Origin of the sequence: Actinomadura sp., from assembly GCF_044508335.1 — a bacterium.
GTDB lineage: Bacteria > Actinomycetota > Actinomycetes > Streptosporangiales > Streptosporangiaceae > Spirillospora.
In genome coordinates this window covers 1-25,651 of sequence record NZ_JBIQHY010000015.1, presented here as the reverse complement: position 1 = coordinate 25,651, position 25,651 = coordinate 1, and the positions used below count along the sequence as shown (strand labels likewise).

Annotated in this window: 24 protein-coding genes and 1 pseudogene; 6 read left to right on the top strand and 19 right to left on the bottom strand. The window is 73.1% G+C overall.

Annotated features, from left to right (window positions below):
* The first annotated feature begins 50 nt into the window (after positions 1-50).
* Both ACIWVC_RS08515 and ACIWVC_RS08510 read left to right on the top strand, forming a co-directional pair.
* Positions 51-965 (top strand): EamA family transporter, encoded by a 915-nt coding sequence (locus ACIWVC_RS08515; RefSeq protein WP_396446278.1) that lies wholly within the window; start codon positions 51-53, stop codon positions 963-965.
* Between the two features lies 1 nt (position 966).
* Complete coding sequence (locus tag ACIWVC_RS08510) at positions 967-1,833, top strand: dihydrodipicolinate synthase family protein (protein ID WP_396446277.1); 867 nt, start codon at positions 967-969, stop codon at positions 1,831-1,833.
* Between the two features lie 24 nt (positions 1,834-1,857).
* Here ACIWVC_RS08510 and hemL read toward each other — a convergent pair whose 3' ends face one another.
* The gene (hemL, locus tag ACIWVC_RS08505; RefSeq protein ID WP_396446276.1) at positions 1,858-3,150 is read right to left on the bottom strand and encodes a glutamate-1-semialdehyde 2,1-aminomutase; all 1,293 of its coding nucleotides are present in this window, start codon (positions 3,148-3,150) and stop codon (positions 1,858-1,860) included.
* 100 nt (positions 3,151-3,250) lie between these two features.
* Here hemL and ACIWVC_RS08500 point away from each other — a divergent pair, with 100 nt between their 5' ends.
* Positions 3,251-4,933 (top strand): serine/threonine-protein kinase, encoded by a 1,683-nt coding sequence (locus tag ACIWVC_RS08500; RefSeq protein WP_396446275.1) that lies wholly within the window; start codon positions 3,251-3,253, stop codon positions 4,931-4,933.
* Here the strand turns inward: ACIWVC_RS08500 and ACIWVC_RS08495 are convergent.
* The 8 genes from ACIWVC_RS08495 to ACIWVC_RS08460 all read right to left on the bottom strand — a co-directional run bounded on the left by ACIWVC_RS08495 (position 4,930) and on the right by ACIWVC_RS08460 (position 13,252).
* On the bottom strand, positions 4,930-5,580 hold the full coding sequence (locus ACIWVC_RS08495; RefSeq protein WP_396446274.1) for a bifunctional DNA primase/polymerase: 651 nt from the start codon (positions 5,578-5,580) through the stop codon (positions 4,930-4,932). The genes ACIWVC_RS08500 and ACIWVC_RS08495 overlap by 4 nt on opposite strands.
* Positions 5,581-5,708: 128 nt before the next feature.
* Positions 5,709-6,692, bottom strand: coding sequence for a porphobilinogen synthase (gene hemB / locus ACIWVC_RS08490; protein ID WP_396446273.1), 984 nt, complete (start codon positions 6,690-6,692; stop codon positions 5,709-5,711).
* Positions 6,693-6,711: 19 nt separating this feature from the next.
* Positions 6,712-8,241, bottom strand: coding sequence for a uroporphyrinogen-III synthase (locus ACIWVC_RS08485; RefSeq protein ID WP_396446352.1), 1,530 nt, complete (start codon positions 8,239-8,241; stop codon positions 6,712-6,714).
* Between the two features lie 152 nt (positions 8,242-8,393).
* Complete coding sequence (gene hemC / locus ACIWVC_RS08480) at positions 8,394-9,311, bottom strand: hydroxymethylbilane synthase (RefSeq protein WP_396446272.1); 918 nt, start codon at positions 9,309-9,311, stop codon at positions 8,394-8,396.
* Positions 9,308-10,699: a glutamyl-tRNA reductase gene (locus ACIWVC_RS08475; protein ID WP_396446271.1), complete on the bottom strand. Its 1,392-nt coding sequence runs from the start codon at positions 10,697-10,699 to the stop codon at positions 9,308-9,310. Before ACIWVC_RS08475 ends, hemC begins: the two co-directional genes overlap by 4 nt.
* A gap of 28 nt (positions 10,700-10,727) precedes the next feature.
* Positions 10,728-11,468: a redox-sensing transcriptional repressor Rex gene (locus tag ACIWVC_RS08470; RefSeq protein ID WP_396446270.1), complete on the bottom strand. Its 741-nt coding sequence runs from the start codon at positions 11,466-11,468 to the stop codon at positions 10,728-10,730.
* Positions 11,469-11,733: 265 nt separating this feature from the next.
* The gene (locus tag ACIWVC_RS08465; RefSeq protein WP_396446269.1) at positions 11,734-11,985 is read right to left on the bottom strand and encodes a glutaredoxin family protein; all 252 of its coding nucleotides are present in this window, start codon (positions 11,983-11,985) and stop codon (positions 11,734-11,736) included.
* A 1-nt stretch (position 11,986) separates the two neighbouring features.
* On the bottom strand, positions 11,987-13,252 hold the full coding sequence (locus ACIWVC_RS08460; RefSeq protein ID WP_396446267.1) for a putative quinol monooxygenase: 1,266 nt from the start codon (positions 13,250-13,252) through the stop codon (positions 11,987-11,989).
* Positions 13,253-13,416: 164 nt separating this feature from the next.
* Here ACIWVC_RS08460 and ACIWVC_RS08455 point away from each other — a divergent pair, with 164 nt between their 5' ends.
* Positions 13,417-14,073, top strand: a complete 657-nt coding sequence (locus ACIWVC_RS08455) for a sigma-70 family RNA polymerase sigma factor (RefSeq protein ID WP_396446266.1) — start codon at positions 13,417-13,419, stop codon at positions 14,071-14,073.
* A gap of 337 nt (positions 14,074-14,410) precedes the next feature.
* On the top strand, positions 14,411-15,280 hold the full coding sequence (locus tag ACIWVC_RS08450; protein WP_396446265.1) for an HAD family hydrolase: 870 nt from the start codon (positions 14,411-14,413) through the stop codon (positions 15,278-15,280).
* A 43-nt stretch (positions 15,281-15,323) separates the two neighbouring features.
* On the opposite strand, the gene ACIWVC_RS08445 is transcribed toward ACIWVC_RS08450, so the two are convergent.
* The 6 genes from ACIWVC_RS08445 to ACIWVC_RS08420 form a co-directional block, all read right to left on the bottom strand.
* Positions 15,324-16,259: a lysophospholipid acyltransferase family protein gene (locus tag ACIWVC_RS08445; protein ID WP_396446264.1), complete on the bottom strand. Its 936-nt coding sequence runs from the start codon at positions 16,257-16,259 to the stop codon at positions 15,324-15,326.
* A gap of 13 nt (positions 16,260-16,272) precedes the next feature.
* Positions 16,273-17,268: an NAD-dependent epimerase/dehydratase family protein gene (locus ACIWVC_RS08440; RefSeq protein ID WP_396446263.1), complete on the bottom strand. Its 996-nt coding sequence runs from the start codon at positions 17,266-17,268 to the stop codon at positions 16,273-16,275.
* A gap of 48 nt (positions 17,269-17,316) precedes the next feature.
* Entirely contained in the window at positions 17,317-17,415 is a 99-nt protein-coding gene (locus ACIWVC_RS08435) for a 30S ribosomal protein bS22 (protein ID WP_018654693.1), read from the bottom strand.
* Positions 17,416-17,876: 461 nt separating this feature from the next.
* A complete protein-coding gene (locus tag ACIWVC_RS08430) occupies positions 17,877-18,080 on the bottom strand; it encodes a helix-turn-helix domain-containing protein (protein WP_021591693.1) in 204 nt (67 codons plus the stop codon).
* Between the two features lie 352 nt (positions 18,081-18,432).
* A complete protein-coding gene (locus ACIWVC_RS08425) occupies positions 18,433-19,293 on the bottom strand; it encodes a phosphatase (protein WP_396446262.1) in 861 nt (286 codons plus the stop codon).
* A gap of 11 nt (positions 19,294-19,304) precedes the next feature.
* Complete coding sequence (locus ACIWVC_RS08420; RefSeq protein ID WP_396446261.1) at positions 19,305-20,519, bottom strand: acetoin utilization protein AcuC; 1,215 nt, start codon at positions 20,517-20,519, stop codon at positions 19,305-19,307.
* Between the two features lie 127 nt (positions 20,520-20,646).
* Here ACIWVC_RS08420 and ACIWVC_RS08415 point away from each other — a divergent pair, with 127 nt between their 5' ends.
* Positions 20,647-21,627, top strand: a complete 981-nt coding sequence (locus ACIWVC_RS08415; protein WP_396446260.1) for an alpha/beta hydrolase — start codon at positions 20,647-20,649, stop codon at positions 21,625-21,627.
* A gap of 42 nt (positions 21,628-21,669) precedes the next feature.
* Here the strand turns inward: ACIWVC_RS08415 and ACIWVC_RS08410 are convergent, their stop codons facing one another.
* The 4 genes and pseudogenes from ACIWVC_RS08410 to ACIWVC_RS08395 form a co-directional block, all read right to left on the bottom strand.
* A complete protein-coding gene (locus tag ACIWVC_RS08410) occupies positions 21,670-22,107 on the bottom strand; it encodes a hypothetical protein (protein ID WP_396446259.1) in 438 nt (145 codons plus the stop codon).
* 66 nt (positions 22,108-22,173) lie between these two features.
* Positions 22,174-22,971 (bottom strand): annotated as a pseudogene (gene proC, locus ACIWVC_RS08405) (pyrroline-5-carboxylate reductase); the annotation flags it as partial.
* 51 nt (positions 22,972-23,022) lie between these two features.
* Positions 23,023-23,943 carry a proline dehydrogenase family protein gene (locus tag ACIWVC_RS08400; protein WP_396446351.1) on the bottom strand — a complete coding sequence of 307 codons (921 nt, stop codon included), beginning with the start codon at positions 23,941-23,943 and terminating at the stop codon, positions 23,023-23,025.
* 52 nt (positions 23,944-23,995) lie between these two features.
* Complete coding sequence (locus ACIWVC_RS08395) at positions 23,996-25,174, bottom strand: LCP family protein (protein WP_396446258.1); 1,179 nt, start codon at positions 25,172-25,174, stop codon at positions 23,996-23,998.
* Positions 25,175-25,651 lie beyond the last annotated feature (477 nt).

Here is a 25,651-nt window from a genome sequence, read left to right as displayed (position 1 = left end):
TCAAGTATTTCTCGCTTGTCCTTAAGAAAATGCGCGGCGACGATCGAGGGATGAGATCGCGCCATGTCCTGCTGGCCACCCTGATCGCGGCGCTGTGGGGGTTCAACTTCGTGCCCATCAAGGTGGCGCTGGAGGACTTCCCGCCGCTGCTGATGGCCGCGCTGCGGTTCACCGCCGCCGCGGTGCCGGCGGTGTTCCTCGTCCGCCGGCCGCCCGTCGCCGCGCGCTGGTTCGTGCTGGTCGGCGTCCCGCTCGGCGTCGGGCAGTTCGGCCTGCTGTTCATCGGGATGAACATGGGCATGCCGGCGGGCCTCGCGTCCGTGGTGCTGCAGGTCCAGGCGATCTTCACGGCGCTGTTCGCGGGCGTGCTGCTGGGCGAGCGGCTCGGCGCCCGGCAGATCGCCGGGATGGTCGTCGCGTTCGCCGGCGTCGCGCTGCTCGGCGTGGCGCAGGCCGAGGGCGGCAGCCCGGTGGCGGCGTTCCTGGTCTGCCTCGGCGGCGCGGCCGGCTGGGGCCTCGCCAACGTCGGGATGCGGCGGATGAACCAGGTCGCCGGCGAGCCGGTCGACGCGTTCGGGTTCATGGTCTGGATGTCGCTGGTGCCGCCCGTCCCGCTGTTCGCGCTGTCGCTGGTCTTCGAGGGGCCGGGGGCGCTGCCGGGCTCCGCGCGCCACCTGACGGTCGCCGGGGTCGCCTCGCTCGCGTTCATCGCCTACGTCGCCACGCTGCTCTGCTTCGGCGCGTGGGGATGGCTCCTGCGCCGCTACGAGGCGGGCACGGTCGCCATGTACTCGCTTCTCGTCCCGCCGTTCGGGCTGCTGTCGGCGGCCGTCCTGCTCGGCGAGCACGTGAACGCGACGCGGCTGACCGGCGCCGCCCTGATCATCGCGGGCGTCGCCGCCGGGAGCGTCCGGCTGCCGGCCCGCCTGCGCATCGCCCCCGCCCCGACCAACGAGGTGAGCTGACATGCACGGAATCCACGCTTCGCTCGTCACCCCGTTCACCGCGTCCGGCGAGGTGGACGCCAAGTCGCTGGAGCGGCTCGCCGCCCACTGCCTGGCGAACGGCGCGGACGGGCTGGTCGCGCTCGGCACGACGGGCGAGGCCGCCCTGCTGGCCCCGGACGAGCAGCGCGCGGTGCTGGAGGTGTGCCGCGCCGTCTCCGCCGAGCACGGGACGCCGCTGACCGTCGGCGCCGGGACGATGGGCACCGCCGACTCGATCCGGCAGGCCCGCGAGCGCGCCGCGTTCGCCGACGCGCTGCTCGTCGTCGTCCCGTACTACCTGCGCCCGTCGGAGGAGGCCGTCGTCGAGCACTTCGCCGCGGTCGGCGCGGCCGTGGACGTCCCGCTCGTCCCGTACAACATCCCGTACCGGACGGGGAGGGAGCTGTCCGCCCGCGCGCTCCTCGACATCCTCGCGCTCGACTGCGTCGCCGGCATGAAGCACTGCGCGGGCGGCATCGACCACGACACTCTGGCGATGCTGGCGTCCAACCCCGGCAAGGCGGTGCTGTGCGGGGACGACGCGTACATCTACCCGATGCTGCAGCTCGGCGCGGCCGGCGGCGTCGCCGCGTGCGCGTGCCTCGCGCCCGCCGCCTTCGCGTCGATGTTCGACGCTGCCCGCCGGGGCGACGCGGAAGGCGCGCTGGCCGTGCACAACCGGCTGCTGCCGATGACGGAGGCGCTGTTCGGCGAGCCCTCCCCGGCCGTCCTCAAGGCGTGCCTGGCCGAGGCCGGGCTGATCGACGACCCGGCGGTGCGCGCCCCCCTGCGCGCACCGCGTCCCGAGTCGGTCGCCGCCGCGATGGCGGCCTTCCAGGCGGTCTAGGACGCCCGGCCGGGACGCCCGGGGCTAGGACGCCCTGGCCGCGGCGCGGGCGGCGTGCGGGAGGGCGTCCAGGACCCGCCCGAGCGCCTCCTCGTCGTGCGCGGCCGACAGGAACCACACCTCGTACGCGGACGGCGGCAGGTACACGCCGCGCTCCAGCGCGGCGTGGAAGAACGCCGCGTACGCCTTGGAGTCCTGGCGCTGCGCGGCGGCGAAGTCGCCCACCGGCGCCTCGCTGAAGAAGACCGAGAACAGGTTGCCGGCGCGCTGCACCGAGTGCGGGACGCCCTCGCGCTCCAGCGCCTCCGACGCGGCCTTCGACACGGTCTCCGCGGACCGGTCGATCGCCGCGTACACCTCGTCGGTGGCGTTGCGCAGCGTGGCGAGCCCGGCGGCCGTCGCGAGCGGGTTCCCCGACAGCGTGCCCGCCTGGTAGACGGGACCGGCCGGGGCGAGGTGGTCCATGACGTCGGCGCGCCCGCCGAACGCGGCGGCGGGCAGCCCGCCGCCCATCACCTTCCCGAACGTCATCAGGTCGCCCGCGACGCCCTCGATCCCGAACCAGCCGGACCGGGACGCGCGGAACCCGGTGAGGACCTCGTCGACGACGAGCAGCGCCCCGTACCGCTCGCACAGCCGCTTCAGCAGGGCGTTGAACCCGGCCAGCGGCGGCACCACGCCCATGTTGCACGGGACGGCCTCGGTGATGACGCACGCGATGTCGGCGCCGTGCTCGTCGAACGCGGTCTCCACGGCCGTGACGTCGTTGTACGGGAGGATCAGCGTGTCCGCGGTGGTCGCGCCGGTCACGCCCGGCGTGTCGGGCAGCCCGAACGTCGCGACGCCGGACCCGGCCGCGGCGAGCAGCGAGTCGACGTGCCCGTGGTAGCAGCCCGCGAACTTCACGATCTTGGTGCGGCCGGTGAAGCCGCGCGCCAGCCGGATCGCCGACATCGTCGCCTCGGTCCCGGAGTTGACCAGCCGGACCTTGCCCACCGGCGTCCGCGACACGATCTCCTCGGCGAGCTCCACCTCGCCCTGCGTCGGCGCCCCGTAGGACGTGCCGCGCCCTGCCGCGTCCCGCACGGCCTCGACCACGGCCGGGTGCGCGTGCCCGAGGATCAGCGGGCCCCAGGAGCACACCAGGTCGACGTAGGTGTTCCCGTCGGCGTCCGTCAGGTACGGGCCGCGCCCGGACGCCATGAAGCGGGGCGTCCCGCCGACGGCGCCGAAGGCCCGCACCGGTGAGTTGACCCCGCCGGGGACGACCCCGGAGGCACGGTCGAACAACTGCTGGGAGTGATCGATACCTGTCACGTTTTCAGTCTCTCAGTTGCAGTTCGGCGACTTGCCTTGACCTCGCGGCGTACGGGCCGATATTCCACCAAGTACGACATCGGAGGGATGGGCTTTCAACGTGGTTGACGGCTGGACGGTCCCGGGCTTCACCCACGAGCGGGAGCTGGGCGGGGGAGCCTCGGGCCGGGTGATGCTGGCGGTCGACGACCAGACCGGCACGAAGGTCGCGATCAAGTACCTCGACGGCGCGCTCGCGGCCGACGAGGCCTTCCTCGCGCGCTTCCGCACGGCGGCGCGCCCCCTGTCCCAACTCGAAGACCCCAACGTGGTCGACTTCTACGACTTCGTGGAGTCGGCGGACGGCGCCGCCATCGTGATGCAGTGGGTGGAGGGCGTCAGCCTGCGGCGGGTGCTGGCCGCGCAGGGCCCCACCGGCCCGCTCGCGGCGCTGTCGATGCTGGGCGGCATCCTGCTCGGCCTCGCCGCCGCGCACGACCGCGGCGTCGTGCACGGCGCGCTGCGGCCCGCGAACATCCTCGTGGACGCCGACGGCAACGCGCAGCTCACCGACTTCGCGACCGCGCCCGCCGGCACCGAGGTGCGGTTCGGCGCGCAGTACGCGGCGCCGGAGCTGTGGGACGGCGAGCCCGCCACCGTCGCCACCGACCTGTACGCCGCGACGGCGATCTTCTTCGAGTGCCTCACCGGGCGCCCCCCGTACGCGGGCCGCAACATGGCGCGGCTGCACCGCGAGGCGGCGATCCCCGCCGAGGAGGTCCCGGGGCCGCTGCGCGAGCTCGTCCACCAGGGCCTGGCGAAGGAGCCGGCGAAGCGCCCCAAGTCCGCCGCCGACTTCCTCGGCGCGCTGGAGGACGCGGCCGTCTCCGCCTACGGGCCGTCGTGGGAGGCGCAGGGCCGCGGCCGCCTCACCGAGCTCGCCGCGCAGGCCGCGCTGCAGCCGGAGCCCCCGAAGCCCAAGCCCGCCCGCAGCAGCGGCCGCAACCCGATCGTCGCCGGCAAGCAGCCCGGCGGCCGGTCCCGGACGCCCTGGGTGGTCGCGGCCGTCGCCGTCCTGGTGCTCGCCGGGGCCGGCGCGGGCGCGGCCACGCTGCTGCGGAAGGACGACAAGAAGCCGCCGCCGGAGCCGAGCCCGGCGCAGAGCAGCACCCCGCAGCCGACGCTGCCCGCCGGCGGCGTCGACCCGGCGCCGCTCATCGCGCAGATCGACGGGGCCGTCGCGCGGGCGCCCGGCGCCGCGTTCACCTACCGGCAGACGGGCTGCTGCGGCTTCCCGGTGAGCAGCCGCGGCACGTTCGGGCTGCAGGGCGGGCAGGCGTCCTACTCGATGACGCTGGCCGGCTCCGGGGCGGCCCGCAAGCCGGTGCGCGCCCTCGTCGTCCAGGACCGGCTGTACGTGCGCGTGGGCAAGAAGTGGAAGTCCTCGGCGCTCGGCGGGCGCGGCTACCCGGCGGCGGCCGACCAGGTCCGGCAGGGCAGCTCGGTCGCGAACCTCACGGCGCTGCTGCGGGCGGCGACGCGGCTGACCCGGTCGGGCGCGATCTACGAGGGCGAGGCGCCCGCCGCGGCGCTGGCGCAGGCCCCCGGCGTCGGCCCCATGTACGCGCGGATGGCGCAGGCGACCGGCGCCCAGCAGATCGCCTTCGCCATCAAGCTCGACGCGGGCCACCGGCCCGTGAAGTTCTGGGTCCGCGCCGGGCCGGAGAAGGGCCGCAACCAGATCCAGCGCGGCTCCTACTCCAAGTGGGGCGCGAAGCCCGCCGTGAAGGCGCCGAGCCGCTAGGCGTCCTCGCAGGCGTCCGCCAGGACCTCCAGGAGCCGCAGCGGGTCGGGCAGCGCGTCCCGGCCCCGGCCCCGGCCCGGAGCCCGCAGCCAGACCACCTCGCGCCCGTACGGCAGGACGGACGGCGGGGCGACCACGTAGCTGTCCCGGCAGTGCCACCGCATGCCGGGCGTCTCGGCGACGTCCTCCGGCAGCGTGTCGAGGTGGCACGACCACCACTCGTCCTCGTCGGCGGGCGCGCCGCGGGTCGCGACGAAGAACAGGTGCCGCTCGTCCCCGAACGACGCGACCGGACCGACGGGGAGGTCCTCCCGCTCGATCCGGTCGAGGGCGGCGGCGCCGGCGGCGGCCGGCACGTCGAACACGTCGAACACCCGCCCCGTCGGCAGGATGATGTTCGCCTCCGGGCGTTTCGCCCACCAGCGCTCGATCACCTCGGCGTCGACGGTGGCCTGGTGCGCCCACGCCGCCGAGACCGGGTGCGCGCCCGGGTCGGGACACCCGATCCGGTCGCACGAACACGCCCTGTCACCGCCGACGTGCGCGCCCGGAAAGCACGGCCACCCGAGATCGGCGTACTCCCGCGCCGCCGCGGCCATCCGGTTCCGTGCCGCCTTCTGCCGCCTGTGCCCCGTGACCGCCAGCATCTCGCCCCCCAATAGCCCAAGGTCGCGCGTGGGTTCCTCGGTTATCGATGATGCCCGCCGAGCTCACGCCCAGACACGGCGACCCCCGGGAAACGACCCTAAGTGACTAGAGGGCGTCCTAAGAGCCCCTAGGACAGGCGGCGGGCCACCTCCGTGGCCCAGTAGGTGAGCGTGATGTCGGCGCCGGCGCGGCGGATGGCGGTCAGCGACTCCATGATGGTGCGCTCGCGGTCGATCCAGCCCTTCTCGGCGGCGGCCTCGATCATCGCGTACTCGCCGCTCACCTGGTAGGCGGCGACGGGCACGTCCACGGTGTCGCGGACGCGGCGGAGGATGTCGAGGTAGGCGCCGGCGGGCTTCACCATGACCATGTCGGCGCCCTCCTCCAGGTCGAGGAGGACTTCGCGCAGCGACTCCTCGGCGTTCGCCGGGTCCTGCTGGTGGGTGGAGCGGTCGCCGAACTGCGGAGCGCACTCGGCGGCGTCGCGGAACGGGCCGTAGTAGGCGGACGCGTACTTCACCGAGTACGCCAGGATCGCGGTGTCGGTGAAGCCCGCCTCGTCGAGGGCCCGGCGGATCACGCCGACCTGGCCGTCCATCATGCCGGACGGGCCGACCACGGCGGAGCCCGCCTCGGCCTGCGCGACCGCGATGGAGGCGTACCGCTCCAGCGTGGCGTCGTTGTCGATCTCACCGGAGTCGGTGACGATGCCGCAGTGGCCGTGGTCGGTGTACTCGTCGAGGCACAGGTCCGTCATGACGACGGTCGCGTCGCCGAGGTCGGACACCAGGTCGCGCAGCGCGACCTGGACGATGCCGTCGGGGTCGTCGGCGGCGGACCCGGTGCCGTCCTTCACCGCCGGGACGCCGAACAGGATGAGGCCGCCGACGCCGGCCTCGGCCGCCTCGTGCGCCGCCTTGCGCAGGCTGTCGCGGGTGTGCTGGAACACGCCCGGCATCGACGCGACGGGCTGCGGCTCGGTGATGCCCTCCTTGACGAACAGCGGCAGGACGAGATCGGCGGGCGCGAGCCGCGTCTCGGCGACCATCCGGCGAAGCGCGGGCGTGCGGCGCAGCCGCCGCGGGCGCGCGACGGGGAACTGTGCGGACATGGAATCCCTCTGTACGGCTCTACTTCCGGCGCCGGGCCCCCCGGCGCATCTGGCTGGGCTTGCGGAGCGGGTCTCCCGCCTCGATCTGGGCCGCCCTCCGCTTCGCACCGTACTCCGCCAGCGCCTCGGCGAGGGCCGATACCGACGGCTTCTCCGCCATGACGTCGACGCGCAGCCCGTATTCCTGCGCGGTCTTCGCGGTCTGCGGCCCGATCACGGCGATCACCGTCACGTTGTGCGGCTTGCCGGCGATGCCGATCAGGTTCTTCACCGTGGACGAGGAGGTGAACAGCACGGCGTCGAACCCGCCGCCCTTGATCGCCTCGCGGATCGGCGCGGGCGGCGGCGCGGCCCGGACCGTCCGGTAGGCGGTCACGTCCTCGCACTCCCAGCCCAGCTCGGTCAGCCGGGCGATGAGCACGTCGGTGGCGATGTCGGCGCGCGGCAGCAGCACCCGGTTGATCGGGTCGAGGTCCTCGTCGTAGGGCGGCCACTCGCGGGCCAGGCCCTCGCCGGACTGCTCCCCGGACGGGACGAGGTCGGGCTGCACGCCGAACTCGACGAGCGCGGCGGCGGTCTGCTCGCCGACGGCGGCGACCTTCAGCCCGGCGAACGCGCGGGCGTCGAGGCCGTAGTCGGTGAACTTCTCCCGGACGGCCTTCACCGCGTTGGTGGAGGTGAACACCACCCACTCGTAGCGTCCGGTGACGAGGCCCTTCACGGCCCGCTCCATCTGCTGCGGGGTGCGCGGCGGCTCGACGGAGATCGTCGGCACCTCGTCCGGGACGGCCCCGTACCCGCGCAGCTGGTCCGACAGGGACGCGGCCTGCTCCTTGGTGCGCGGCACCAGCACCCGCCACCCGAACAGCGGCTTCGTCTCGAACCAGGACAGCTTGTCGCGCCACTTGACCACGTCCCCGACGATGATCAGGGCGGGCGACTCCATGCCCTTGGTGTCGGACGCGAGCTTGCCCAGCGTGGAGACGACGGTCTCCTGCTCGGTGGTGGTGCCGAGGCTCGTCATGGCGGCGGGGGTGGAGTCGGCGCGCCCGGCCGCGACGAGGCCCTTGGCGACCTCGGCGACCGCGCCCTCCGCGCCCGCGATGACGAGCGTGGCGCCGGACCCGGCGAACTCCTCCCAGTCGACGCCGCCCGCGGACGCGTCCACGAACCGGACCTCGCGGTGCTCGGGGTCGGTGAGCGGGATGCCCGCGTACCCCGGCACACCGGTCACGGCGGACACGCCCGGGACGACCTCGAACGGCACGCCCGCCTTGTGCAGCGCGGCGCCCTCGGCGGCCAGGCCGCAGGCGACGCCCGGGTCGCCGGCGAACATCCGGACGACGCGGCGCCCGGCCTTCGCGGCGCGGACGGCGAGCCTGACCGCGTCGCCCTCGGCGGTGTCGAGGATCTCCGCGTCCGCGCGGCAGTGCGCGAGGACGTCGGCGGGGCAGTGCGCCCGGCTGACGATGACGGTGTCGGCTCGCTCCAGCTCGGCGGCGGCGCGCAGCGTCAGCAGCCCCGGGTCGCCCGGCCCCATGCCGACGATGGCGACCGTGCCCGGGTCGGTGGTGCGGCTCGGCGCCGGGGCGGGCGCCGTGCTCCTGCTCCTGGCCGCGGCGGCCCTGCCGGCGGCGGTGGTCTTCTCGGCGGTGGTCTTCTCGGCGGTGGTGCTCTTGGCGGTGGTCTTCGCGGCGGGGCTCACTCGCGCTCCCCCATCAACTGGTCGGCCCCCTGGGCGAACAGCCGGTCCGCGAGGTCGCGTCCGATCTGCTCGGCGGCGTCCGGGTGGCCGCTTGCGGACAGCCTGATCTGCCTGCTCCCGTCGATCGCCGCGACGGTGGCGGTCAGATGCAGCTCTTCATCTATCTCGGCAGCGTACGTTCCCACGGGCGCGGAGCAACCCGCCTCCAGCACCGAGAGGATCGTCCGCTCGGCGGTGACGGCGCGCCGGGTCGCGACGTCGTCGACCGTTCCAAGCAGCTCGCGGAGGTCGTCCCGGTCGGCGCGGCATTCGAGGGCGAGCGCGCCCTGCCCGGGCGCGGGCAGCATCTGGCCGGGGTCGAAGACCTCGCCGACCTCCGCCAGCCGGCCGATCCGCTTCAGGCCCGCGTGGGCCAGCACGACCGCGTCCAGCTCGCCGTCGGTGATCTTGCGCAGCCGGGTGTCGGCGTTGCCGCGGATCGGGACGATCTCCAGGTCGGGGCGGAGCGCGCGCAGCTGCGCCACCCGGCGCGGCGAGCCGGTGCCGACGCGGGCGCCGCGCGGCAGGTCGGCGAGCTTGCAGGGGCCGCACAGCGCGTCGCGGGGGTCGTCGCGCAGGGGGGTGGCGGCGAGCGCGATGCCCGGCGTCTCCGTGGTCGGCAGGTCCTTCAGCGAGTGCACGGCGAAGTCCACCTCACCGGAGAGGACCTTGTCGCGCAGCGCGTTGACGAACACGCCCGTCCCGCCGATCTGGGCGAGCAGGGCCTTGGAGACGTCACCCTGCGTGGTCACCCCGACCAGTTCCACGGCATGCCCGGTCAGCCGCGTCAACGCGTCCGCGACGCCCTGCGACTGCGTCGTCGCCATCAGGCTCTTGCGGGTGCCGAGCCGCAGCGGGCCCTTGCCTGTAGTCACGTCTCGTCTCCTTCGCGCGCCGGGGCCGTGTCCCGGGCGCTGACCGCCCGGACGCCGGCGGCACTGGCGTTCACCGTCTCCACGTTCACATCGGCGCGGGCCACGGCCTCGGGCGCCTTCGGGTCCAGGTCGAACAGCTCGCGCAGCGCGTCGGCGTAGGAGTCGCCGCCCGGCGCCGACGCCAGCTCCTTGACCCGGACGGTCGGCGCGTGCAGCAGCTTGTCCACCACGCGCCGCACGGTCTGCTCGATCTCCCCGCGGGCCCGGTCGCCGAGGTCGGGCAGCCGGCCCGCCAGCCGGGACAGCTCCGCGTCCACCACCTCGGCGGCCATGCTGCGCAGCGCGACGACGGTCGGCGCGACCGCCGCGGCGCGGGCCGCGCTGAGGAACGCCTCGACCTCCTCGCACACGATCCGCCGGACCGCGTCCACGGCCGCCGGGCCGATCGCCTTCGCCGCCTCCTGCTCGGTGCGCAGGTCGTCCAGCCCGGCCAGCTCCACGCCGTCCAGGTCGCGGACGGCGCGCTCGACGTCGTGCGGCAGCGCCAGGTCGAGGAAGAAGCGGCGTCGCCCGTCGTCCCCGACGCCGCGCGCGGTCAGCTGCCCGGCCGTCACCACCAGGCCGGTGGCGCCGGTACACGACACCACGAGGTCGGCGTCCGCCAGGGCGACGTCCAGCGCGGACAGCTCGATCGCGCGGGACGGGACGTCCAGCGACTCGGCGAGGCGGACCGCCCGCCCGTGGGTGCGGTTGGCCACCACCACCTCCCGCGCTCCCGCGCGGGACAGCGTGGCCGCGGCCAGCGAGCTCATCGAACCGGCGCCGACGACCAGCGCGCGGACGCCGTCCAGCGGGCCGAGGTGCCGGGCGGCGACGTCCAGCCCCACGCTGACCAGCGACGCGCCGGCCTTGTCTATGCCGGTCTCGTGGTGGGCGCGCTTGCCCACCCGCAGCGACTGCTGCAGGACGTCGTGCAGGTCGCGGCCGAGCGTGCCCTCGTCCTTCGCGAGCTTGAACGCCTGCCGGATCTGGCCGAGGATCTGCCCCTCGCCGACGACCATGGACTCCAGCCCGCACGCCACCGCGAACACGTGCTGGACGGCCCGCTCCTCGTAGTGGACGTACAGGTGCCGCGCCAGGTCGTCCAGCGGGACGCCGGAGTGCAGCGCCAGCAGCTCGGAGATCGCCGAGACGCCGCCGTGGAACTTGTCGACCACCGCGTAGATCTCGACCCGGTTGCACGTCGAGACGATCGCGGCCTCCGCGATGTTGGCGGAGTCGTGGACCGCGTGCAGCAACTTGACCAGGTCGTCTCCGGCCACCGAGGCCTGCTCCAGCACCGCCACGGGCGCGCTGCGGTGACTGAGCCCCACCACCAGAATGCTCATGCCGCGTCCTCGCTCAGGATCGTCCGATTCATGCCTCGACCGTCTCTACGTACTGGGACGTGCCCGGCGGCGCGTCGCCCGCGGCCAGCGGGGCGAGCCCGTCCGGCCCGCCCGCCTTGCGCTGCTCGTGGAACGCGAGGATCTGCAGCTCGATGGACAGGTCGACCTTGCGCACGTCGACGCCGTCCGGCACCGACAGGACGACGGGGGCGAAGTTCAGCACGCTGGTCACGCCCGCGGCGACCACGCGATCGCACACCCCCTGGGCAGCGCTCGCGGGGGTCGCGATCACGGCGATGGACACGCCGTGGGTCGCGATGATGTCCTCCAGCCGGTCCGTGTGCTGCACCGTCATTCCGGCGATCTCCTGGCCGACGATGGCGTCGTCCGCGTCGAGCAGGCCCGCCACGCGGAAGCCGCGGGACGCGAAACCGCCGTAGCCGGCCAGCGCACGGCCCAGGTTACCGACCCCGATGATCGCGACCACCCAGTCCTGCGTGAGGCCCAGCTCCCGGGAGATCTGGTAGACGAGGTACTCGACCTCGTAGCCGACGCCCCGCGTCCCGTAGGAGCCGAGGTGGGACAGGTCCTTGCGCAGCTTGGCGGAGTTGACCCCGGCCGCCGCCGCCAGCTCCTCGGAGGAGACGGTGGCGACGCCGCGCTCCTGCAGCCCGGTGAGGGCGCGCAGGTACACGGGGAGCCGCGCCACGGTGGCTTCGGGGATGCCGCGGCCCGCTCGGTCGCGGTGCCGGTTCTGTCGAGGTGTCACGGCCTGCTCTTCGGGCTCGACGCTGGGGACGGGGTGATCGGCGCACCCCTCGCCCCGGCTCGCGCGGCTCGACGCGGCCGGACGACCGCGGCCCGCCCGCCCCAGGGCTGCCCACCAGGTTAAGCCTTTGTGAACACGCGCACAAAGTCACCCCCCGGTCGCAGGGCCCGGACGGCACCGCGGAACGGCCGCCCACTAGGGACTTACAGCGTAGGCGCAGGCAATCCGAATGTCGTTCGGATGTGACCGACGCGACACCCGCGGCTCAGCGGAGCGCGGCGACGGCGCCGCGGAGGCGGGCTTCGTCGACGCGCCAGAAGTCGTGCTGGACGCCGTTGACCAGCGTGACCGGGATCTGCTCCCAGTAGCGCTCGTAGTCGGCCTCCGACCGGGTGATGTCGCGCTCCTCCCACGCCACGCCCATGTCGGCCGCGACGCGCTCGATCACCGCGCGGGCCTCGTCGCACAGGTGGCAGCCCGGCTTGCCGAGCAGTGTGATCACGATCTCGTCCGCCATGTCACCGCCCCGGGAAGTCGGGCGCCGGCAGCGGCACCTTGGCGGCGCCGAGCCTCAGCTCGATCACGTTCGTGGCCAGCACGTGGGTGCGCGACTCGGCGAGGAATCGGCGCAGGTGCGCCTGCCCGCGGTGCGCGGCGAACGCCGCCTCGTCCCGGAACAGCTGGTAGAAGATCCGCTGCGTGGGGCCGCCGACCACCTCGTGGCAGGCGAAGATCACCGTGTCCGGCTCGGTGGCGAGCGCCGCCTTCACCAGGTCGGCGGCGAGCCGGTCGAAGGCCTCCTCGCGCCCGTCCAGCAGCGTGTAGACGGTGATCTGGCCGCACGCGTTCGCCAGCTCCCCGCCCACCGGCGGCGCGCCGGCGGGTGCCCCGGCGGCGCCCAGGCCGTCGACGGCGGTGGGCCCGGCCGGGTTGCCGGACGGGAAGCGCAGCTCCTCGGCGGCCGGCTCGGGGAACCGCAGCTCCCCGCGCCGCGGCTCCGGGGACGGCGTCGGCGCGGGGACGGGCTCGGCCTTGCCCGCGTACGCCTGCTCCTCGTAGCCGGTCGCGGGCTCGTCGGCGTAGCCGCCCTGGCCGGCGTAGTCGTCGTAGCCCTCGTCCTCGTCGTAGACGGGGATCGTGCGCATCGCGCCGTACCAGACCAGGCCCGCGGCGGCGCCGACGGCGATCACCGCGAGCGGCGCGGGCAGGAACCCGCGGGTGCCGCTGACCATGAGGACGCCCGCGAGCGCGACCAGCGCGACCGGGATGAGCAGCTCGGCGGCCTCCTGGTCCTGCTTGCTCGCCAGCCACGCGGTGACCCCGGTGCACGCGGCCAGCGAGATCACCGCGACGACGTGCGCGCCGTCGATCAGCAGCAGCGGCAGCGCGTCGTAGGTGGCGCTCGGCTTGGGCAGGCTCTTGGACAGCGAGCCCTTGAGCGGGTCCAGGATCAGGATGACGATCGCGACGACCGTGTAGGAGATCGCGAACAGCCAGGCGGCGAACCGCACCTGCACGTACCGCGCGATCAGCTCGATCATGCCGAGCGCGAGCCAGACCGGCCCGATCAGCGCGGCGCCGAGCTCCATGACGCGGAACAGCGCGCCATTGAACCCCGCCATGAAGCCGACCGCCATGCACAGCAGCGCGAGCGTCAGCCCGACCTGGGTGAACGACCAGGCGATGAGGTAGAGCAGCCGGTCCTTTTGGGCGCGCTGGATCAGCAACCCGGTGGCCGCCAGGGCACCAAGGGTCGCCAGAAGCGCGAGAAGAGCATCGACCATCGCGCCTAATGGTGCCCGATGGCGGGGGCCGACGGGTAACCGCGCCGCCGAAGAGGCGCGCGGGGCGGGGGGTCGGGCCGTGGAACGGCCATTGCCTCCCGTACCTTCCGGTATCTAGAGTGGCAGATCACGCCGGAGGTCGCGTACGCCCCGAGGAGAACTGCATGAGCAGCTTGACCCTCGACGCCGGGGTCGTCCCGCTTCTTTGGCGTACCCGGCCCCGCGACGCCCGCCCCGGCGAGCCCGGGGCCGACCGGGCGGAGGTCCTCAAGGCGCTGGTGCTCCGCGCCCGGGACGGCGACGCCGACGCCTTCGGCTCCCTGTACGACCACTACGTCGAACTCGTCTACCGGTACATCTACTACCGGGTCGGAACGCACTCCCTCACCGAGGACCTGACGAGCGAGACGTTCCTGCGCGCGCTCCGCCGGATCTGCGACTTCCACTGGCAGGGCAAGGACTTCGGCGCCTGGCTGGTGACGATCGCCCGGAACCTGGTCGCCGACCACTTCAAGTCCGGCCGCTACCGGCTGGAGGTCTGCACCGCCGAGCTGATCGAGCCGGAACGCCGGAACGGGGACCGCCACCAGGAGGGGCCGGAGCGGGCCGTCCTGGACGCCATGACCAACCGGACGCTGCTGCTGGCCGTCCGGCGGCTCGGGTCCGAGCAGCAGGAGTGCGTCGTGCTGCGCTTCCTGCACGGCCTGTCGGTCGCCGAGACCGCGCTGATCATGGGCAAGAAGCCGGGCGCGATCAAGGCGCTGCAGTACCGCGCGGTCCGGTCGCTCGGCCGCATGCTCCCCGACGACCTGCGCCGTTGACGCGCGGCGGCGGAACCTTATTAGACTATCTACCAATTGATTGCCGGGCCGTAACCCGCCGCGCCGCCCGCTCGTTTGTGCGGGCAGGGGCGCGTTGCGCCCGGATTCCGCAAGGGAGCGGCCGATGAGAACCGGGCTGTGAAGACGAGGCGAGGAAGAGGCGTCGAGCGGGGGAACGCGCTGGCCCGGCTGCGGGTCGGCGGGACGGGGCCGGATCCGCGGTTCCGTGAAGTGCTGCGCGAACGGCTGATGGCGGCCGCGAACGACAGAAGTGAAGAGTGTCGCAATCACCGCCGGGACGGCGGCCGCGGGGAGGCGGTTGACTAGAGTTCGCCTCATGCGGCGATTCTGGCAGCGCGACGTGGACCACAAGAGCGCCGGGGAGGCCGCCGCCGCGGCCGCGGCCCCTCCGGGCCCGCTCCCCGCGCCCGACCCCGCGGCGGCCGCGTTCTTCGACGTCGACAACACGATGATGCGCGGCGCGTCCATCTACTACTTCGCGCGCGGGCTCGCCGCCCGCAAGCTGTTCACCATGCGCGACCTCGCGATGTTCGCGTGGGGGCAGGCCCTGTTCCGGATGCGCGGCACCGAGAACTCCGAGCACATCGGCAGCGCCAAGGAGGCCGCGCTCGCGTTCGTCGCCGGGCAGCGGGTCGACCAGATCGTCACGCTCAGCGAGGAGATCTACGACGAGGTCATGGCCGACCGCATCTGGCACGGCACCCGCACCCTCGCCCTCCAGCACCTCGACGCCGGCCAGCAGGTGTGGCTCGTCACCGCCACGCCCGTCGAGGTCGCCCGGACGATCGCGCACCGCCTCGGCCTGACCGGCGCGCTCGGCACCGTCGCCGAGACCCGCGAGGGCGTCTACACCGGGCGGCTCGTCGGGAACCTGCTGCACGGGCCGGCGAAGGCGGAGGCCGTCCGCGCGCTCGCCCACCGCGAGGGCCTCGACCTCGCCCGCTGCTCCGCCTACAGCGACTCGATCAACGACCTGCCGATGCTGACGGCCGTCGGGCACCCGCACGCCGTCAACCCCGACGCCGAGCTGCGCGCCCACGCCAAGGAGAACGGCTGGCCGATCCACGACTTCCGCACCGGCCGCAAGGTCACGATGGTCGCGCTCCCGGCCGCCGCCGGAGCGGGCGCCCTCGCGGGCGGCGTGGCGGCCGGAATCGCCCTCCGCCGCCACTACCGCGCCAGCTGACCGATCGGTCGCGTCCTCCCGCTGCGCCGGCTCTCGGGCCGGTTCACAGGAACGCGGGGCCGCGGCGCAGCAGCGCCTCGTACAGCATGTGCTGGATGTTCTCGCGGACGTGGTCGGTGATCTCGAACACCGTCATCGGGTCGTCGGCGTCGCCGGGGTCGTACTCGTCCAGCGTCATGGGCTCGCCGAACTGGATCACCCAGCGGGACGGCAGCGGGACGAGGCCGCCGAGGCCCAGCAGCGGGAACGTCGGCGTGATCGGGAAGTACGGGAGGCCGAGCAGCCGGGCCAGCGGGCGCAGGTCGGCGATCTTGGGGTAGATCTCCTCGGCGCCGACGATGGCGCAGGGGACGATGGGGACGCCGGCGCGCAGCGCGGTGCCGACGAAGCCGCCGCGGCCGAAGCGCTGCAGCTTGTACCGCTCGGCGAACGGCTTGCCGATTCCCTTGAAGCCCTCCGGGAAGACGCCGACCAGCTCGCCCTTGCCGAGGAGGCGGGCGGCGTCGGCCTGGCAGGCGAGGGTGTGGCCGGCCTTGCGGGCGAGGTGGCCGAGCACCGGGATCTGGTAGACGAGGTCGGCGCCGAGCAGCCGGACGCACCGGTCGGCGTTGTCGTGCAGCGCGACCGTCAGCATCAGCGCGTCGAGCGGGATGGTGCCCGAGTGGTTCGCGACGAGCAGCGCGCCGCCCTCCGGGACGTTCTCCAGCCCGGCGAGCTCGACGCGGAACCAGTGCTCGTACAGGGCGCGGGCGAACGGCAGCAGGATCGTGGAGTTGAACTCGGGGTCGAAGCCGAACTCGTCCACCTCGTACTCGCCGGCCAGCCGGCGGCGCAGGAACGCGAGCCCGGACGCGAGGGTCCGCTCCAGCGGGCTCTGCTCCGGCTCGGAGTCGGCGGACTCCTCCCGGTGGTGGCCGGTGGCCAGCCGGATGACCTGCGCGCCCTCGTCCCCGTCGTCGGCGTGGTGGGCGTTCATCATCCGCGGTCCCCCTTCAGGTGCGTCCGAGCAGGCCCGTCAGCCGGCCGCGGCCGAGGCCCTGGGCCGCGGCGAAGTCGGCGAAGGCCGCCTCGGAGCTGTACTTGGGACGCCACGACAGCTCGTTCTCCAGCGCGGTGGTGTCGATGACCCGGCCGTACGTCAGCCACCGCAGCAGCTCGGGCGAGAACCCGGACAGGCCCGCGAACCGGCGGCCCATGTCGCCGAGCACCGAGAGCGACGGCGCCGGGACGGGCACGTAGGGCCGTCCGGCGCGCCGCAGCGCCTGGGAGAGCAGCAGCACGCCGTCCCCGGCGACGTTGTAGCAGCCGGGGTGGTCCTCGGTGGTCATGCGGTGCAGCACCTCGACCCCGTCGTCCTCGTGGACGAACTGCAGCCGCGGGTCGAAGCCCAGCACGGTCGGGACGACCGGCAGGTGCAGGTACCGGGTGAACGGGGAGTCGACGCCCGGGCCGAGGAAGTTCGCGAACCGCAGCACCGACACGGTGAGGTCGGAGCGGCGCCGCATCAGCCCGCGGACGTAGCCCTCCACCTCGACGGCGTCCTTGCCGTAGCCCGTCCTCGGCGGCTCGACGGGCTCGTCCCGCTCGGTGAAGACGGCCGGGTCCATCGGCGACGACCCGTACACGGCGGCCGAGGACCGCACGACGAGCTTGCGCATGTCGGGCGAGCGCTGGCAGGCCGCGAGCAGCTGCATCGTGCCGATGATGTTGAGCTCTTTCACCTTCGCCCGAGGGGCGCTCGAAGAGGTCACCAGGTTGAGGTGGACCACCGTGTCCACCCCGGCCGACGCGATGATCTTCGCGATGCCGGGCGTGCGGATGTCCACGCGGACGAACTCGGTGCGCCCCAGGGACTCCACGGGCGGCACCGTGTCCACGCCGATGACCCGCTCGATGCCCGGGTCCGCCTGCAGGGCGTTCGCGACCCGCGCCCCCAGGAAACGGGAGACGCCCGTGACGAGGACGACACGGGCCGCGGCGGCGGGCATGGAGGACACTGTGCGCCCCACCCCTTCACGGCTGAGTTGCCGGCGTGATCACTTCTTGTTGCGGCGCTGGATACGCGTCTTCTTCAGCAGCTTGCGGTGCTTCTTCTTGGCCATCCTCTTGCGGCGCTTCTTGATGACAGAGCCCACGGGACCTCGCTCGGCGAATCGGGTGATGTGCAGGAGACGAACGTGCCGCGGAGAAGCCCGCAGAAGAGCAGGGCTCGGTGAGCGCGCACGGTCCGCCGCCCAAGACTACCGCCGAACGAACGGAGATCACGCCGCGGCCCGTCCCGTACCGGCGCACGGCGCGTTCGCGACGCGGCGTCCGGCACCGCGCGTCGTACGGCGCCGGGCACCGTCGCACCGGGGCGGGCACCCGCGTCGGCTGCCCGTCCCGCTCGGTGTCCGGACCGACTCGCCGGATCGGGGCGGGCGGAGGCGCAGCCCCCGTTCCCCCGACGCCGGCTCCGGCGGCTCGGCGGCCGCCGGCCGGTCCTCGTCCTGCATCCCCAGCTTCGGAGCGGTCCGGGGGGATCGCTCCGACGCCCCCTGCACGGCCGGGTGGTGAGTATGCGGCGGGGTCGTTGCTCATGCCCCGCCCTTACCCGCTATCCGGCTTCGATGTACGCGTCGCGCAGGTAGTCGTGAACGGCCTGCTCGGGAACCCGGAACGAGCGCCCCACGCGGATCGCGGGGAGCTCGCCCGAGTGGACGAGGCGGTAGACGGTCATCTTGGACACCCGCATGACCGCCGCCACTTCGGCCACGGTCAGGAACCTGACCTCACTCAGAGGTCGCTCGCCTGAGGTCATCGGACGCCCTCTTCCACACGTGCCGCGCACCGGCCCTTCGGGTGACTTTGATCACGCACGTGTACTTCCTCCAGCGTAAATCGCGTATCGGCAGTCGCAAGAGGGGAGTTCCGCACATTTCCGTATCCTGACCTGACTCGCGGGTGACAGTGCTGAGCCCGTACGCAGCGCGAACGTGACGGCACTACGCGTGCCAGGGCGAACGGTTGTCAACCACAACCCCGCGCTGACCTGCGGTTCCGCCGTTCTCGATGGCGCTGCGCAAGCCCATGCGCCCCGTTACGGCAGCCCTGTCACACGCAGTGACAGGACGGCCGGGCGCCAGAGCGGCCCGGCCCGCAGGTAAGGGAAGTCAGTCGAAAGTGGACAGACCGGCACGATCAAGGATGTAGGCGGTCAGCGGCGCGTAGTGCTGCGCGGAGATGCCGTCGTCGAGCGGCACGACCACGTCGATCTTGCCCTCGGCGGCGCCGGCGAACAGCGCCGGGTCGTTACAGTCCGCGAACCCCACGGTGTCGATGCCCGCCTGGCCGGCGGCTCCGGCCCAGCCGTGATCGGCGATGGCCAGATCCGGCCAAATATCAGGTTTAGCCTCCGGAGATCCGTCAGAGGCGCTAGAAGCCAGCTCCCGGAGCATGGCCTCCATCGGGTGCGGGTCGTGCGTGTGGTGGGTCCGGTAGTCGTCGCCCTCCAGCATCGCGACGCCCGGCTCGGCGTAGACGATGCGGCGCAGGTCCGCACCGCCGTAGCCGGTCTCGATCTCGTACGTCCAGCCCGCCGCGGGCGCCAGCACCCGGCAGCCGGCCTCGTCCAGCGCCCGCGCTATCGCCCGGTACAGGGGCGTCAGCGTCGCCGGATGGCCGGTCGCGAGGACCACGTTCTCCTTGCGGCGGGCCGCGAGGCCGATGCGGTCGCCCATCGCCTCAAGGGTGTCGAGCGTGATGTCGGGGTCGATGGTGTCGTCCCCGTACAGGTGCCTGGGGTCGGGGTTGACGCCGCAGCGCTCGACCATCATCTCCAGGACGGTCCGCTCCGTCCACGTCGGCTTCAGCTCCAGGCCGAACTGGTAGTACGGGTGCCCGGCGGCCATCCGCCGGTAGTGCAGCAGGTTGTTCTGGCGCGGCGTCGCCACGTCGCCGGCGATCATCGTCCGGACGAGGTGGGCGCGCAGCTCGTCACGGGTCGGCGCGGGCTTCACGGGGGCGGGTTCCACGGGTGCGTGCCTCACTCGTCGGTCATCGGGTCGAGGCCGTGCTCGGGGAACACCGCCCGGCGCGTCGCCAGGATCGCCTGGTCGATCGGGCTCGCCGGATCGTAGCCGTCCCCCCAGCGGTTGACCTCCACCACGTCCGTGCCGTCCGTCATCCGGCGCGGGGCGATCTCCTCGGTCCGCTCCCGGACGAAGTCGCGCCACTCCTCCGGGGTCGCCGTGCCCGGCGGGATCGGCCCGCCCGCCGCCTCGGCGAGCAGGTGCGTCCAGGCGCGCGGCACCACTTGGACCAGCTCGTAGCCGCCGCCTCCGGTGAGCACCCACCGGCCGCCCGCGGTCTCGTGCGCCAGCCGGTGCAGCAGCGAGTACGCCGTGCGCTGCCCGTCCACGCTGAGGATGAGGTGCGCGAGCGGGTCGAGCGCGTGCCCGTCGGCGCCCTGCTGCGTCACGAGGACGTCGGGGCGGAACCGGCGCAGCAGCGGCGGGATGATCGCGTCGAACGCGCGCAGCCACGGCCGGTCTCCGGTGCCGGGCGGCAGCGAGATGTTGACGGACGTGCCCTCCGCGCCCGTCTCGTCGGGGAAGCCGGTGCCGGGGAACAGGGTGCGCGGCGTCTCGTGGAGGCTGATCGTCAGCACGCGCGGGTCGTCGTAGAACGCGGCCTGGACGCCGTCGCCGTGGTGGACGTCGATGTCGACGTACGCGACGCGCTCGGCGCCGTTCTCCAGCAGCCACGCGATCGCGATGGCCGGGTCGTTGTAGACGCAGAACCCGCTGGCTGCGCCGCTGAGCGCGTGGTGCAGGCCGCCGGAGATGTTGGCGGCGTGCTCGGCCCCGCCGTTCCACACCGCCTCGGCCGCGGCCACCGACGCGCCCGCGACCAGCGCCGACGCCTCGTGCATGCCGAGGAAGATCGGGTTGTCGGTGGTGCCGAGGCCGTGCCGGGCGTCGGGCAGCCCGGTCGCGCCGGCGTGCTTGACCGCCGCGATGTAGGACTCCTCGTGGACGAGCCCGAGCAGCTTGTCGCCGGCCGCCTCGAACGGCGACACGCGCACGTTGGGACGGTCCAGCACGCCGAGCTCGCGGGCCAGCGCCATCGTCAGCTCGACCCGGACGGGGTTCATGGGGTGGCCGGGGCCGAAGTCGTAGGAGATGAGCCGCTCGTCCCAGAAGATCTCGAGTCCGCAGTTCTCGGGCGGGGAGGACCGGGACGAATCGGTACTGCTCATGGCCTCACGGTATCGCGAGCGTCACGTGACCCGGCTCACGCGGGCCGCCGATCCGGACTGTGACGTGAATTACTGCCCAAAAACGGGCATACCGACCGCACGACGTCAAAATACCAAAGGGGGGTACATGGACAGCCCGAGCGTGCGCAGCCGTGCGATCAGCAGCGCTCTGCGGCTGGGCGTCCGGCCTCTCCTGCACTACCTCCCGGGCCATGCCACCGGGATCCGGACGGCCCGCTCCACGGTGGACGCGGCCTCCTTACTGATGCGGCCCTGCGGAGGGGTGCGGATCGAGGGGCTGAACGAGCGGCCCGGCGGGGACCTCGGCGAACGCCCGGTCAAAGGCGAGTGGCTCTTCCCCCGGGACGCCCCCGAGGGACCGCCCGGCGGCGCCGTCCTCTACCTGCACGGCGGCGGATACGTGGCCTGCTCGCCGCGCACCCACCGGCCGATCACGTCGCGGCTCGCGCACGACACGGGCCTGCCGGTCCTCGCCCCCCGGTACCGGCTGGCGCCCGAGCACCCGTTCCCGGCGCCGCTGGAGGACGCCGTCACCGCCTACCGCTGGCTGCTCGCGCGCGGCGTCCCCGCGTCCGGCATCGTGATCGCGGGCGACTCGGCCGGCGGGCACCTCGCCGCCGTGCTCGCCGGGGAGATCTGCCGGCTGGACCTGCCGGCCCCGGCCGGGCTCGCCCTGTTCTCCCCGTGGGTCGACCTGACCTGCGAGCTCTCCGCTCAGGCGCAGGACGGCGCCCGCGACCCGTACATCAGCGCCGCGTCGGCGCGCCGGGTCGCCCGCCTCGTGGTGGGGCCGGCCGGATTCGACGACCCGCGGCTGGCCCTGCTCACCTGCGCCTGGACGGACGTGCCGCCCGTCCTCATCCAGGTCGGCGGCGCCGAGGTGCTGCGCACCGAGGCCGAGGCGTTCGCGGACGCGCTGCGCAGCGCCGGCGCCGACTGCGACCTCCAGGTCTGGGACGGCCAGATGCACGTCTTCCAGATCCTGAACCGCGTGCTGCCCGAGGCCGGCGAGGCGATGCGCGAGGCGGCCGAGTTCATCTGCTCGGTCACGCACCACACCTCCCCCGGCCGGACCGAGGCGGCCTGATCCCGCCCGCACCCGCCCTGCCCCTGTCGAAGGCGGGTGCGGTCAGAACCGGCCGGCGGGCTCGCGCTCGAACATCTCGTCCTCCTCCTCGCGGCGCCGGCCGCCCGCGACGAAGAACCCGGCGAGGGCGGCCAGCGCGGCGCCGCCCTCGCCGACGAGGCTGATCGTCTTGTCGAGGTACCAGACGGGCTCGTGCATGTCGGGCAGCGGCCCGAGCACCCCGGGGTCGGCGTAGTAGTAGAGGACGACGGCGCCGGCCGCGCTCCCCGCCACCAGGAGCGCCAGCGCGTACGCCCACCGGGTGCCGTAGGTGAGGACGACGACGGCGACCACCCCGGCGACCGCCGCCTGGATCCGGAAGAGATCGTCGCCGCCGATGGACCCGCCCTCGACATAGGCCATGTCGGGCGCGAACATCCAGTGCACGATGGCGTCCGCCGCCAGCCCGGCGGCGACGATCAGGCGGAGTATGAGTCCCATACCCCTAACACGAACGGACCCCCCGCACCGGCTCAGTTCAAAGATGAACTTTTCGTGGGAACCGGTTCAGCCGCTCGCGAGTTCGCGCCCCCGGTTGCGGGCGGCCTCGATGGCCTCCAGGACGGCCGCGCGGACGCCGTGCCGCTCCAGCTCGCGGATCGCCGAGATCGTCGTCCCGCCCGGGGAGGTGACCGCCTCGCGCAGCAGCACCGGGTGCTCGCCGGAGTCGCGGAGCATGATCGCCGCGCCGACGGCCGACTGGATCACCATCTCCAGCGCGGCGGCGCGCGGCATGCCGAGCAGGATGCCCGCGTCCACCATCGCCTCGACCAGGTAGTAGAAGTACGCCGGGCCGCTGCCGGACAGGGCCGTCGCGCCGTCCTGCAGCGACTCGGGGATGCGCAGCACCTTCCCGACCGGGGAGAGCAGCTCCTCGGCCAGCTTCAGGTGCTCCTCCGCCGCGTGCGAGCCGGGCGAGATCACGCTCATCGCCTCGTCCACGTGCACGGGCGTGTTCGACATGACGCGGACGACGGGCACGCCCTCCGGCAGCCGCGCCTCGATGAACCCGGTCGTGATGCCCGCCGCCATCGAGATCACCAGCCGCCCGGGCGGGACGTGCGCGCCGATCTCGTCCAGCAGGGCGCCCATGTCCTGCGGCTTGACCGCGAGGACCAGCGTCTCGGCCTTCGCCGCGGCCTCCGCGTTCGGCACGATCTCGATGCCGTACCGCTCGCGCAGCAGCGCGGCCCGCTCCTCCCGGCGCGCGGTCGCCATCAGCTCGGACGGGCGGCGGCCGGCCCGGAGCACCCCGGACAGCAGCGCCTCGCCCATCTTCCCGGCACCCAGAATCGCGATCATCGGCTTACCTTGACGTGCGGCTTCAACGACCGGTCCAGCTTAGTGCCGGGCGGGTCACGACCGTCCGGCGAGGGAGCGCACGAAGAAGCGGAGGTTGGCGGGGCGTTCGGCCAGGCGCCGCATGAGGTACGGGTACCACTCGCGCCCGAAGGCGACGTAGACGCGGACCTGCGCGCCCTGCGCGGCCAGCCGGCGCTGCTCCTGCGGGCGGACGCCGTAGAGCATCTGGTACTCGAACGTGTCGGCGTCGCGCTCGTGCAGGACCGACAGCGCTCCGGCGATGTCGATGAGCCGGGGGTCGTGCGTGGCGAGCATCGGGTAGCCCTTGCCCGTCATCAGGACCTTCATACAGCGGACGAACGACTTGTCGACCTCTTCCCGGTCGGTGAAGGCCACCGCCGCGGGCGCCGAGTACGCGCCCTTGCACAGCCTCACCCGCGACCCCTCATAGGCCAGTTCCGCGCAGTGCTCCTCCGCCCTCCGCAGGTACGCCTGGACGACAGCGCCCACATCGGGGAAGTCGCGCCGCAGCTCGTGGACGATCCGCAGGGTCGAGTCGACGGTCGTGTGCTCTTCCATGTCGAGCGTGACCGTCGTACCGGCGGACCTGGCGGCCTCGCACACCCGCCTCGCGTTCTCCATGGCGAGGTCTTCGTCGAAGGTCTGCCCGACGGCCGAGAGCTTCAGCGACACCTCGGCGCGCGTGCCGAGCCCGGCGGCGCCGAGCCGCTCCAGCAGCTCGATGTACTGGGCGACGTTCGCCTCGGCGCGTCCCTTGTCGTGCGTGTCCTCGCCGAGGATGTCCAGGGTGACGAGCAGCCCTTCGCCGGTCAGCCGGTCGGTGACGCGCGCCGCGTCCTCGATCGTCTCGCCCGCGATGAAGCGGCGGACGACGTCGCCGGTGAACGGCGCGGTCTCCACGACCTTGCGCGCGCCGTCACTGCGCGACGCGACGAGCAACGCCTGTCGAAGCACTGTGCGCACCCCTTGCTCCCTGGACCTCCTCGTCCCAGGTTAAGCCCGGCGATCACGAAACGGTGCCGAGGTTGTCGCCGCCTCCGTGCTGCTTGACGTAGTCCTGCATCTGCGCGGTCTTGACGGCGTCGAACAGCTGCTTCGCCTTCGCGCCGTCCACGAACACCACGCTCTGCTTGCCGCGCATGCCGGTGCCCTTGTGCGGGAGCGTCATGAACGTCACGTCCGACACCCGGACGCTGCGCATGCTCAGCGCCAGCGAGCGGAGGTCGCCCGCCGACACGCCCTCGTCCACGCTGATCGACTTGGACAGCGCGGACAGGAACCGGTCGAGCTTCAGCGGGTTGGTGAGCGTGCCGCGGGCGGCGGCCTGCTTGGCGAGCGCGCTGAGGAACGCCTGCTGGCGCTTGATCCGGTCGAAGTCGCCGTTGGGCAGGTTGTAGCGCTGCCGGACGAACAGGAGCGCCTCCTCGCCGTTCAGCTTCTGCTTGCCGGCCGTCCACTGCTTCTTGCGCGCCGGGTCGTACACGCTCTGCTTGATGTTGACGGTGACGCCGCCGAGCGCGTCCGTCATCGCCTTGAACCCCTCGAAGTCGATCGCGCCGTAGTGGTCGATCCGGATGCCGGTGAGGTTCTCCATCGTCTCGATCAGCAGCTTCGGCCCGCCGAACGAGAACGCCGCGTTGATCTTCTGGTTGCCGTAGCCGGGGATCTCGACCCACGAGTCGCGCGGGAACGAGATGATGTACGCCTTCTTCCGGTCCGCCGGCAGGTGCAGCAGCATGATCGTGTCGGTGCGCTGCTGCCCCGGCTTCCAGACCTGGTTGCCCTCCCCGGTCGTCGGCGCGTCGGCCCGCGAGTCCGACCCGACGAGCAGCCAGTTCTCGGTGCCCTCCACGTTCGGCCCCGGGCGGTTCGCCTGGTCGGTCGGCATCACGCCCTTGATCCGGTCGATGTTGCCGTTGTAGGACGACTGGCGCTGCCACAGCAGCCCGCCGACGCCGGCCACGAGCAGCGCGACGAACACCCCGATCGCGATCAGGACGCGCGGCCACCGCCGCTTGCGCTTGCGCTCCGCACCGTCGGCAGCCGCCCAGAACGCGTCGCCGGCGTCGCCGCCGGAGTTGTCGGGCCCCGCGGGGGCCTCGGTGGCCTGAGCGGCCGCCGGTGCCTGCGGGCCCTGGTCGGCCCGCTGCGGCGGCCGCGGTCCGGGATGATCTGGCGCGGTCATGGCGCAGAAGCTACCAGCACGATCGACCAGGGATGGCCCACTTCAACCCACCTGTCCGATTAAGGCGCAACACCCCCACCCAGGTAAACCAGAACCCCCCTTCACGGGTCGCCCCCTAGATACACGCAATACGCCGGCGGAGCGCCACCGCACCCAACACCAGTGCCACACCCCCGACACCTCTTGGACGAGCACAATTCACACCCTCTTGGACCAGACCCGAGCCGGCGCGCAGACCGAAGCGGCGGCCACGGGCAGGCACGCGGAGGGCGCTCTAGCGCCCGGAGCGGGCATGCCCGGCGACGCAGGCGACCGCAGCGACGCCACGCAAAACGCAACGGGCACAGCGACCGCAACGGCGGCGTGAGGATCGCCTGCGTCGCTGGCGGGGGTTCCAGGGGGTCGCCCCCCTGGGCTAACCAGTACGCCGACGGAGTGTGACTGCGCCCAGGATTAGGGCTACGACTGTGAACGCCG